This window comes from Kitasatospora sp. NPDC049258, from assembly GCF_040678895.1.
Taxonomy (GTDB): Bacteria; Actinomycetota; Actinomycetes; order Streptomycetales; family Streptomycetaceae; genus Kitasatospora.
Genome location: NZ_JBFAQT010000071.1, coordinates 1 through 11,373, shown reverse-complemented (window position 1 = coordinate 11,373; position 11,373 = coordinate 1). Strand labels below are relative to the sequence as shown.

General features: G+C 73.6%; 2 protein-coding genes. Both read right to left on the bottom strand.

Going from position 1 to position 11,373, the window contains the following annotated elements; genetic code table 11:
* Positions 1–7,028: type I polyketide synthase (locus AB0K43_RS30740; RefSeq protein ID WP_363645583.1), on the bottom strand; the 7,028-nt coding region annotated here is incomplete at its 3' end.
* Positions 7,029–7,096: 68 nt separating this feature from the next.
* Positions 7,097–11,356, bottom strand: coding sequence for an SDR family NAD(P)-dependent oxidoreductase (locus AB0K43_RS30735; protein WP_363645581.1), 4,260 nt, complete (start codon positions 11,354–11,356; stop codon positions 7,097–7,099).
* Positions 11,357–11,373: the final 17 nt, after the last annotated feature.

The window sequence follows — 11,373 nt, the reverse complement described above, 5'->3', positions numbered from 1 at the left end:
ACCTCGTCGAAGGCGGCCGCGAACGCCGGGAACCGGCCGTACAACTCCCGGCCCATACCCAGACGCTGCGAACCCTGCCCCGAGAACAGGAACGCCAGGGAGCCTTCACCGCGGGTGCCCGTCTCCGCCTCGCCGTGGGCGATCGCGGTCAGGGCGGCAAGGAGCTGGTCCCGGTCGGTGCCGACGGCTGCGGCGCGGTGGTCGAGGGCTGCCCGAGTGGTGGCCAAGGAGTAGGCGAGGTCGAGGGGGTCGGCGGTGGCGGCCGTGCGGAGGAGGCGCTCGGCCTGGGCCCGGAGGGCCTCGGGGGTGGCGGCGGAGAGCAGCCAGGCGGTCGCCTTGTGCGGCTCGGTAGCGGGAGCGTCGACGGCTGCGACGAGGGTGGGGGCCTCCTCGATCAGGACGTGGGCGTTGGTGCCGCTGATGCCGAAGGAGGAGACACCGGCGCGGCGCGGGTGGTCGCCCCGGGTCCATTCGCGGGTCTCGGCAAGGAGGCGGACTGCGCCCTCGCTCCAGTCGACCTTCCGGCTCGGCGCGTCGATGTGCAGGGTGGTGGGCAGTTGGCCGTGCCGCATGGCCAACACCATCTTGATGACGCCCGCGACACCGGCCGCGGCCTGGGTGTGGCCGATGTTCGACTTGATCGACCCGAGCCAGAGCGGCTTGTCGGCCGCGCGGTCGCGGCCGTAGGTGGCCAGCAGGGCCTGTGCCTCGATCGGGTCACCCAGGGTAGTACCGGTGCCGTGGGCCTCGACCACGTCGACCTGGTCGGCCGCGAGGCGGGCGTTGGCCAGGGCCTGGCGGATCACCCGGCGCTGGGACGGGCCGTTGGGGGCGGTCAGGCCGTTGGAGGCGCCGTCCTGGTTGACGGCCGAGCCCCGGATCACCGCGAGCACGGGGTGGCCGTGGCGTACGGCGTCGGAGAGGCGCTCGACCACCAGGAAGCCGGCGCCCTCGGCGAAGCCGGTGCCGTCCGCCGCCTCGGCGAAGGACTTGCACCGGCCGTCGGGCGCCAGTCCGCCCTGACGGCCGAACTCGACGAACACGCCGGGGGTGGCCATCACCGTGACGCCGCCGGTGACGGCGAGCGAGCAGTCGCCCTGGCGCAGGGCCTGGACGGCGAGGTGCATCGCGACCAGCGAGGAGGAGCAAGCGGTGTCCACCGCGACGGCCGGGCCCTCCAGGCCCAGCTTGTAGGAGACCCGACCGGCCACCACGCTGCCGTTGCCGTCGCTGCCCGGGTAGTCGTGGTACATCACGCCCGCGAAGACGCCGGTCCGGCTGCCGCGCAGCGAGGTCGGGTCGATGCCGGCCCGCTCCAGCGCCTCCCAGGAGAGTTCGAGGGTGAGCCGCTGCTGCGGGTCCATCGCGAGGGCCTCGCGCGGCGAGATGCCGAAAAAGCCGGGGTCGAACTCGCCCGCGCCGTCGAGGAATCCGCCGGTGCGGGTGTAGTAGCTGTCGGGGTTCTCGGCGTTCGGGTCGCGCAGTGCCGCCAGGTCCCAACCGCGATCGGCCGGGAAGGCGGAGACGGCGTCGGCGCCGGAGGTGACCAGCTCCCAGAGCTGCTCGGGGGTGGTCACCCCGCCCGGGTAGCGGCAGGCCATGCCGACGATCGCGATCGGCTCGTGGCGGCCGGCGTCGAGTTCGCGGTTCTGCTCGCGTAGCCGGGCGGTCTCGGCGCGGGCGGCGCGCAGCAGTTCGCCGTCGGCGCCCTCCTCCTCGCTCTCCTCCTCCCGCAGGTCGGCCGGACGGACCCGTACTTCGGCGAGTTCGAGGAGCACGTCCATCAGGCCGGCATCGCGCAGCCGCCGGGTCGGGATCGACTGGAGTGCGGCCCGGATCCCGGCCTCGCCGGAGCCGGCGCCCGCGTCGGCGGAGGTGTCGGTGCCGGGCCCGGCGGCGGCCAGCTCCTCGGTGATGCACTCGGTGACCGCGAGCGCGTTGGGGTAGTCGAAGGCGAGGGTCGCGGGCAGCCGCAGACCGGTCACGGTGTTGAGCTGGTTGCGCAGCTCGGTGGCGGCCAGCGAGTCGAAGCCGAGCTCGTGGAACGCCCGCTCCGGCTCGATCGCCTCGGCGGAGCTGTGGCCGAGCACGGCGGCGATCTGGGCCCGGACGAGCTGGAGCACCACGCGCCGCCGCTCCTCCGGGGTGAGCCCGGCGAAGCGGTCACTCGCCACGAGGGCGGGCGCGGCGGCTGCGGCGGCGGCTGTCCGGCGGCGCGCGGCCGGGACCAGACCGCGCAGCAGGGCCGGGGCCTCACCCGTGCGGGTGCGCAGGGCGGCGGTGTCCACTCGGATCGGCACCACGGTCGCGCGGTCGGTCCGCAGGGCGGCCGCGAACAGCGCGAGCCCGGCCTCGTGACTCAGCGGCGGCACGCCCTGGTTGGCCATCCGCCGACGGTCGACCTCGCGCAGTTGCTCGCCGAGGCCGGCCCCGACCTGCCAGAGCCCGAAGGCCATCGAGGTGGCGGGCAGACCCTCCGCCCGCCGCTGCTCCGCCAACGCGTCCAGGAAGACGTTCGCCGCAGCGTAGTTGCCCTGACCGGCCGTCAGCACCAGGCCACCGGCCGAGGAGAACATGACGAACGCGTCGAGCTCCAACTCCCGGGTCAGCTCGTGCAGATGCCAGGCGCCGTCCACCTTGGGCGCGAACACCCGGTCGACCTGCTGCGGCGTCAGGCCGCTGATCAGCGCGCTGTCACCGAGACCGGCGGCGTGCACGACGGCCGAGAGCCGACCGCCCGCCGTGATCCCCTCGACCAGCCCGGCCACCGCCGCCCGGTCCGCGACATCACAGGCCACCACCTCGACCTCGGCCCCCAGCCCGGCCAGCTCCGCCACCAACTCCGGCGCACCATCGGCCAGCAGACCCCGACGACTGGTCAGCACCAGCCGCCGAACCCCCCGCTCCACCACCAGGTGCCGGGCCACCACCGCACCCAGACCACCCGTCCCACCCGTCACCAACACCGCACCGTCGAAGAACAATTCACGCTCCGCCGACGCCAGCCGCACCAACCGCGGCAGCCACACCGCACCGGCCCGCACCGCCGACTCCGGCTCCTCCACCGGAACCGCCGCCAGCACCTCCCCGACCGGCACACCCGGCGCGGCATCCACCAGCACGAACCGACCCGGATTCTCCGCCCGCGCCGCCCGCACCAGACCCCACACCGGAGCCTGCACCACCGCCACCGACTCACCGCCACCCACCGACACCGCACCACGCGTCAGCACCACGAGCCGGGTGTCTGCGTAACGCTTGTCCGCGAGCCAGGACTGCAGGACGGCCAGCACCTGCTGGGTCAGCGCCCTTGCCTGCTCCGGTACTTCACCTTCCGTCGCCAGTGCGCCGCAGTCCAGCACGACCGCCGCCGGGGCGGTCTCCGGCACCTCGTCCCAGGCCGCCCAGGACGCCGGCGCGCCGCCCTCGGCACCCGGCACCCACTCGATACCGTACAGCGGATCACCACCCGCAGCGCCGAGCTGCTCGGCCGACACCGCCCGGCCGACCATGGACTCCGCAGAGAACACCGGCCGGCCCGCCACGTCGGCGAGGTCCAGGCCGAACGCACCGTCACCGAGCCGGGTGAGCCGCACCCGGAATGCGGAGGCGCCGACGGCCGAGAGCGTGACGTCGTTCCACACGAACGGGATCATCGTCCCGTTCTCGCCGCCCGCGAGGATCGCGGCGTGCATCGTCGCGTCGAGCAGGGCGGGGTGCAGGCCGAAGCCGCTCGCCTCCACGCCGTCCGGCAGGGCGACCTCGGCGTACAGCTCCTCGCCGCGCCGCCAGGCGGCCCGCAGGCCCTGGAAGGTCGGACCGTAGCCGAACCCGGCCTCCGCCAGACGGTCGTACGCGCCGTCGAGCGGCAGCACCTCGGCATCGACCGGCGGCCAGACCGACGCGTCGAAGGTGCTCGGGCGGTCAGCGCCGCCCCTGGTCAGAAAGCCGCCGGCGTGCCTGGTCCACGGCGAGTCGGCGGCGCCGACGGGCCGGGAGTACACGGTGACCTCGCGGCGGTCCGTACCGTCGGGCTCGCCGATCCAGACGTGCAGGTGGACGCCGCTGCGGTCGGGCAGCACCAGCGGCGCCGCGAGGGTGAGCTCCTCCAGGTGCTCGTACCCGCTCTCGTACCCGGCCCGGAGGGCGAGCTCGACCAAGGCCGCCGCGGGCACCAGCACGGTGCCGAGCACCATGTGGTCGGCAAGCCAGGGGTGGGAGTCCAGCGAGAGCCGACCGGTGAACAGGAAGCTGTCGGTGCCTGCCAGTTCGACGGCGGCGCCGAGAATCGGGTGGTCGATCGAGCCGAGGCCGACGGCGCCGAGGTCGGCGGTCGGGTTGGTCGCGTCGAGCCAGAACCGCTGCCGCTGGAACGCGTAGGTCGGCAGGTCGACCGGGCGGGCGCCGGTACCGGCGAAGAAGACCGCCCAGTCCACGGCGAGACCCGCGACGTGCAGGCGGGCCACCGCCGCCACCAGGGTCGCCTCCTCGTCGCGGGCCCGGCGAAGGGCCGGCGCCAGGCAGACGGCCTCGGCCGGCAGGCTGTCCTGGGCCATCCCGGTGAGCACGGCCTCGGGCCCGAGCTCCAAGAAGCGGCGGACACCCGCCCCAGCGAGCGTGCGGACGCCGTCGGCGAAGCGGACCGCCTCGCGGACGTGCCGCACCCAGTACTCCGGCGAGCACAGCTCCTCGCCCGCCAGCTCGCCGGTCAGGTTGGAGACCACGGGGATACTCGGCGCCCGGAAGCCGAGGCCACTCAGGACAGCCCGGAACCCCGCCAGCATCGGGTCCATCAGCGGCGAGTGGAACGCGTGCGAGACCCGCAGCCGGTTCGTCTTCCGATCGGCGAAGTGCGCCTCGATCGCGGCGACAGCTTCCTCCGCACCCGACACGACCACCGACGACGGACCGTTCACGGCCGCGATCGACACCAACTCACCCAGCAGCGGCAGGACTTCATTTTCGTCGGCCTGCACGGCGAGCATCGCGCCACCGGCCGGCAGCGCCTGCATCAGCCGACCCCGCGCCGCGACCAGCGCACACGCGTCCGCCAGCGAGAAGACACCCGCCACGTACGCAGCGGCAACCTCGCCGATCGAGTGACCGGCCACGAACTCCGGCCGCACACCCCAGGATTCGACCAGCCGGTAGAGCGCGACCTCGACGGCGAAGAGGCCGGCCTGGGCGTACGCCGTCCGGTTCAGCAGCTCCTCGTCGGCTCCCCACACCACGTCCTGCAGCGGCTGCTCCAGCAGCCCGTCCAGCTCCACGCACACCTCGTCGAAGGCGGCCGCGAACGCCGGGAACCGGCCGTGCAACTCCCGGCCCATACCCAGACGCTGCGACCCCTGCCCCGAGAAGAGGAAGGCCGTGCCGTCGCTGCTGCGGGCGGTCGCCGTGAAGACGCCCGGGGCGTCACCGTCGGCCAGCGCGCGCAGACCGCCCAGCAGGTCGTCGCGGTCGGTGCCCAGGATCAGGGCACGACGCTCCAGCGCCGGGCGGGTGACCGCGAGTGCGTAGGCGGCGTCCAGCGGCTCCAGGTCGGTGCGGGACTCGACGGCGACGGCCAGGTTCGCGGCCTGGGCGCGCAGGGCCTCGGGGGTGGCGGCGGAGACCAGCCAGGGCAGTGTGCGCGGCGCGACCCGCTCGGCCCCGTCGGGCTCCTCGGCGCTCGGACCCTGCTCCAGGATCACGTGGGCGTTGGTGCCGCTGATCCCGAAGGCGGAGACGCCGGCCCGGCGGGCTCGGCCGGTCTCCGGCCACCCCCGGGCCTCGGTGAGCAGTTCGACCGCGCCCTCGGTCCAGTCGACGTGCGGCGAGGGCTGGTCCACGTGCAGGGTGGGCGGCAGCACGCCGTGCCGCATCGCCTCCACCATCTTGATCACACCGGCGACACCGGCCGCCGCCTGGGCATGACCGATGTTCGACTTCACCGAGCCGAGCAGCAGTGGGAGTTCGCGCTCCTGGCCGTAGGTGGCCAGCAGCGCCTGGGCCTCGATCGGGTCCCCCAGGGTGGTACCCGTACCGTGCGCCTCGACCACATCCACCTCGGCCGGGGCGAGCCCGGCGGCCAGCAGCGCCTGCCGGATCACCCGCTGCTGCGAGGGGCCGTTCGGCGCGGAGAAGCCGTTGCTCGCGCCGTCCTGGTTGACGGCCGTGCCCCGGATCACCGCGAGCACCTGGTGGCCGTTGCGCCGGGCGTCGGAGAGCCGCTCGACCAGCAGCACGCCCACGCCCTCGGACCAGCCGACGCCGTCGGCCGCGCCCGCGAACGCCTTGCACCGCCCGTCCGGGGCCAGGCCGCGCTGCCGCGAGAACTCGATGAACATACCGGGGGTGGACATCACGGTCGCCCCGCCCGCCAGCGCGAGCGTGCACTCGCCGCTGCGCAGCGCCTGCACGGCGAGGTGCAGGGCGACCAGCGAGGACGAGCAGGCGGTGTCGACGGTGACGGCCGGGCCCTCCAGGCCCAGCGTGTACGAGACCCGGCCCGAGACCACGCTGCCGCCGCTCGTGCCGGAGGGGTTCGCGTTGAGGGCGTAGTCGTGGTACATCACGCCCGCGAAGACACCGGTACGGCTGCCGCGCAGCGAGGTCGGGTCGATGCCCGCGCGCTCGAGCGCCTCCCAGGAGGTCTCGAGCAGCAGCCGCTGCTGCGGGTCCATGTAGAGCGCCTCGCGCGGGGAGATCCCGAAGAAGGCCGGGTCGAACTCGCCGGCGTCGTAGAGGAAACTCCCCTGGCGGGTATAACTCTTGCCCTCCTTGCCGGGCTCCGGGTCGTAGAGCTCGTCGAGGTTCCAGCCACGGTCTGCCGGGAGGTCGGAGACGGTGTCGGTGCCGTTGGCGACCAGCTGCCAGAGCTGCTCCGGCGAGGTGACCCCGCCTGGGTAGCGGCAGGCCATGCCGACGATCGCGATCGGCTCGCTGTCCCGGGCCTCGACGGACTCCAGCCGCAGCCTGGTCCGCCGCAGATCCGCGGTGACCTTCTTGAGGTAGTCGCGGAGCTTGTCCTCGGAGGTGCTGGCCATGAGTGGAAAACCTCGCAGTTCGGAAGGGTGGTACGGGTCAGCCGGCCGGACCGGGCCGCGAACGGCGATCAGGCGAGGCCGAGTTCGCGGTCGATCAGGTCGAACATCTCGTCATCGGTGGAGTCGGCGAGGTCGGCGTCCGCCTCCTCGCCCCCGGACTCGGCCGGCTCGCCGCCGTCGAGCCGTCGGACCAGCGCCCGGAGCCGGGCCAGCACCCGGGCCTGGTCCTCGGCCCCGAGCTCGCCGCCCGTGACCACGGACTCCAGCGCTTCGAGACTGGTGAGGGCCGGGGCGGCGGGGGCGGCCGGGGTCGCCCCGAGCAGGGTCACGATGTGCTCGGTGACCGCCCGGGCGTTGGGGTGGTCGAAGGCCAGGGTGGCCGGCAGTCGCAGGCCGGTCACGGTGTTGAGCTGGTTGCGCAGTTGGGTCGCGGCGAGCGAGTCGAACCCGAGATCGCGGAACGCACGTTCCGGCTCGACCGCCTCGCCGGAGGCGTGCCCGAGCACGGCGGCGACCTGGGCCCGCACCAGCTGGAGCACCACCCGTCGCCGCTCGCCCTCGACCATCCCGGCGAGGCGCCGGTCGAGACCGCCGCCGCTCACCGGCAGCGCCCGGCGGCGCGTCCCGGTCAACCCGCGCAGCAGGGCGGGTACTTCGTCGGTCCGGGCACGCAGGGCGGCGGTGTCCACCCGGATCGGCACCACGGTCGCGCGGTCGGTCCGCAGGGCGGCCGCGAACAGGGCCAGGCCGGCTTCGCGGTCGAGTACGGGCACGCCATGGTTGGCCATCCTCCTGCGGTCGACCTCGGCGAGGTGCTGGGCCATTCCGGCGCCGGCATCCCAGAGCCCGAAGGCCATCGAGGTCGCGGGCAGACCCTCCGCCCGCCGCTGCTCCGCCAACGCGTCCAGGAAGACGTTCGCCGCCGCATAGTTGCCCTGACCGGCCGTCAGCACCAGGCCGCCCGCCGAGGAGAACAGAACGAACGCGTCGAGCCCCAACTCCCTTGTCAGCTCGTGCAGATGCCAGGCCGCGTCGGCCTTCGGGGCGAACACCGCGGCCATCCGCTCCGGGGTGAGTGCGCCCACCAGGGCGTTGTCGCTCACCCCTGCGGCGTGTACGACGGCCGACAGCCGACGACCGTCCGCCGTGATCCCCTCGACCAGCCCGGCCACCGCCGCCCGGTCCGCGACATCACAGGCCACCACCTCGACCTCGGCCCCCAGCCCGGCCAGCTCCGCCACCAACTCCGGCGCACCATCGGCCAGCAGACCCCGACGACTGGTCAGCACCAGCCGCCGAACCCCCCGCTCCACCACCAGGTGCCGGGCCACCACCGCACCCAGACCACCCGTCCCACCCGTCACCAACACCGCACCGTCGAAGAACAATTCACGCTCCGCCGACGCCAGCCGCACCAACCGCGGCAGCCACACCGCACCGGCCCGCACCGCCGACTCCGGCTCCTCCACCGGAACCGCCGCCAGCACCTCCCCGACCGGCACACCCGGCGCGGCATCCACCAGCACGAACCGACCCGGATTCTCCGCCCGCGCCGCCCGCACCAGACCCCACACCGGAGCCTGCACCACCGCCACCGACTCACCGCCACCCACCGACACCGCACCACGCGTCAGCACCACGAGCCGGGTGTCTGCGTAACGCTTGTCCGCGAGCCAGGACTGCAGGACGGCCAGCACCTGCTGGGTCAGCGCCCTTGCCTGCTCCGGTACTTCACCTTCCGTCGCCAGTGCGCCGCAGTCCAGCACGACCGCCGCCGCGGTCTCCGGCACCTCGTCCCAGGTCGCCCAGGACGCCGGCGCGCCGCCCTCGGCACCCGGCACCCACTCGATGCCGTACAGCGGATCACCACCCGCAGCGCCGAGCTGCTCGGCCGACATTGCCCGGCCGGTCACCGAGCCGACCGACAGCACCGACCGGCCCGCCGGGTCCGCGAGTTCGAGCGCGATCCCGCCGTCACCGAGCCGGGTCAGCCTGACCCGGACCTCCGAGGCACCCGGAGCATGCAACGCGACCGCGTTCCAGGCGAACGGGATGACCGTGTCGTCCCCGCCGTTGTCGAGGATCGCCACATGCATCGCCGCGTCCAGCAGCGCCGGGTGCAGGCCGAAGCCGCTCCGCGCCACCCCGTCCGGCAGGGCGACCTCGGCGTACAGCTCCTCGCCCCGCCGCCAGGCGGCCCGCAGGCCCTGGAACGCCGGGCCGTAACCGAACCCGGCCGCCGCGAACTCCTCGTACGCACCCGCCACGGCCAGCGCCTCAGCATCGACCGGCGGCCAGACCGACGCGTCGAAGCCACCCACCTCGGCCGAAGCTCCGGCCACCAGCCACCCGGCGGCGTGCTCGGTCCACACCCCGGCCTCCGCCTGCTGGCTCTCCGGCCGACTGTGCACGGCCACCGGACGCCGCCCGGACTCACCCGGCGCCCCGACCCGGACCTGCACCTGCACCGCACCCCGCACCGGCAGCACCAGCGGCGCGGCGAGCGTCAGCTCCTCCAGCCGCTCGCACCCGGCCTCGGCCCCCGCCCGCAGCGCGAGCTCGACCAGACCGGTGCCGGGCACCAGCGTGGCGCCCTGGATCACATGGTCGGCGAGCCACGGGTGCGACTCCAGCGACAGCCGCCCGGTCAGCAACACCCCACTCTCGTCAGCCAGTTCGACCGCTGCCCCGAGCATCGGGTGCTCCGCCGAGCCCAGCCCGGCGAACCGCACATCGCTACCGCGCGCCTGCGCACCCTGCGGCCAGAACCGCTGCCGCTGGAACGCGTACGTCGGCAGCCCGACCACCTCGGCACCGGCGAACAGCCCGGCCCAGTCCACCTTCAGGCCACGCACGTACAGCCGGGCCAGGCCGTCAACCAACGAAGCCTCCTCCGGCCTGGCCTTCCGCAGAAGCGGCGCGCACCAGACCGACTCCTCCTCCGGCAGCGACTGCTGCGCCAGCGCGGCGAGGACCCCGTCGGGGCCGAGTTCGAGGAAGCGCGTCACGCCCTGGGCGTGCAGCGCCCGGATGCCGTCGGCGAACCGGACCGCCTCTCGGACATGCCGCACCCAGTACTCGGGCGAGCACAGCTCCTCGGTCGCGAGCTCACCGGTGAGGTTCGAGACCACGGGGATGGCAGGCAATTGGAAGGCAAGGCCGTTCAGGACGGACCGGAAGTCGTCCAGCATCGAGGCCATCAGCGGCGAGTGGAACGCGTGCGAGACCCGCAGCCGGTTCGTCTTGCGGTCGGCGAAGTGCGCCTCGATCGCGGCGACGGCGCTCTCCTCACCGGAGACGACCACCGAGGACGGCCCGTTGACGGCCGCGATCGACACCAAGGCTCCGAGCAGCGGACGGACTTCCTCCTCCGTTGCCGCCACCGCGAGCATCGCGCCACCGGCCGGCAGTGCCTGCATCAGGCGACCGCGGGCCGCGACCAGTGCACAGGCGTCTGGCAGCGAGAAGACCCCGGCTATGTAGGCGGCGGTGACCTCGCCGATCGAGTGACCGGCCACGAACTCCGCGCGTACACCGAGCGATTCGACCAGGCGGTACAGCGCGACCTCGATGGCGAACAGGCCGGCCTGGGCGTAGGCGGTCTGGTTCAGCAGCTCTTCGTCCGTGCCCCAGACGACGTCCCGCAGGGGCTTGTCCAGGTGCCCGTCCAGCACCGCGCACACGGCGTCGATGGCCTCCGCGAACACCGGGAAGCGGGCGTACAACTCCTTCCCCATGCCGAGCCGTTGCGACCCCTGCCCCGAGAGGAGGAACGCGCTCTTGCCACCGACCTGCGCAATGCCCTCCAGTACTCCGGGCTCACCGGCCGCGAGTGCGGCCAGCTTGCGCTTGAGCGTCTCCACGTCCGAACCGACCACGGCGGCACGGTGGTTGAACACCGTCCTGGTCGACACCAGCGAGAGCCCGACATCCACCGGCCGGGCCCCCTCGACCTGGGCGAGCAGCCGCGCAGCCTGAGCACGCAGCGCCGCACCCGTCTTCGCCGACAGCACCCACGGCACTACCACCGGCTCGGCCACGGCCACGGAGGCCTCGGCAACAGCCGCCTCCGGCTGCTCCAGGATCAGGTGTGCGTTCGTCCCACTGATCCCGAACGACGACACACCCGCCCGGCGCGGACGCCCCGTCTCCGGCCACTCCCGCGCCTGTGTCAACAACTCCACCGCACCCGCCGACCAGTCGACATGCGACGACGGAGCGTCAACGTGAAGCGTCGCCGGCAGCACACTGTGCCGCATCGCCTCCACCATCTTGATCACACCAGCGACACCAGCGGCCGCCTGCGTGTGACCGACGTTCGACTTCACCGAACCCAGCAGCAAAG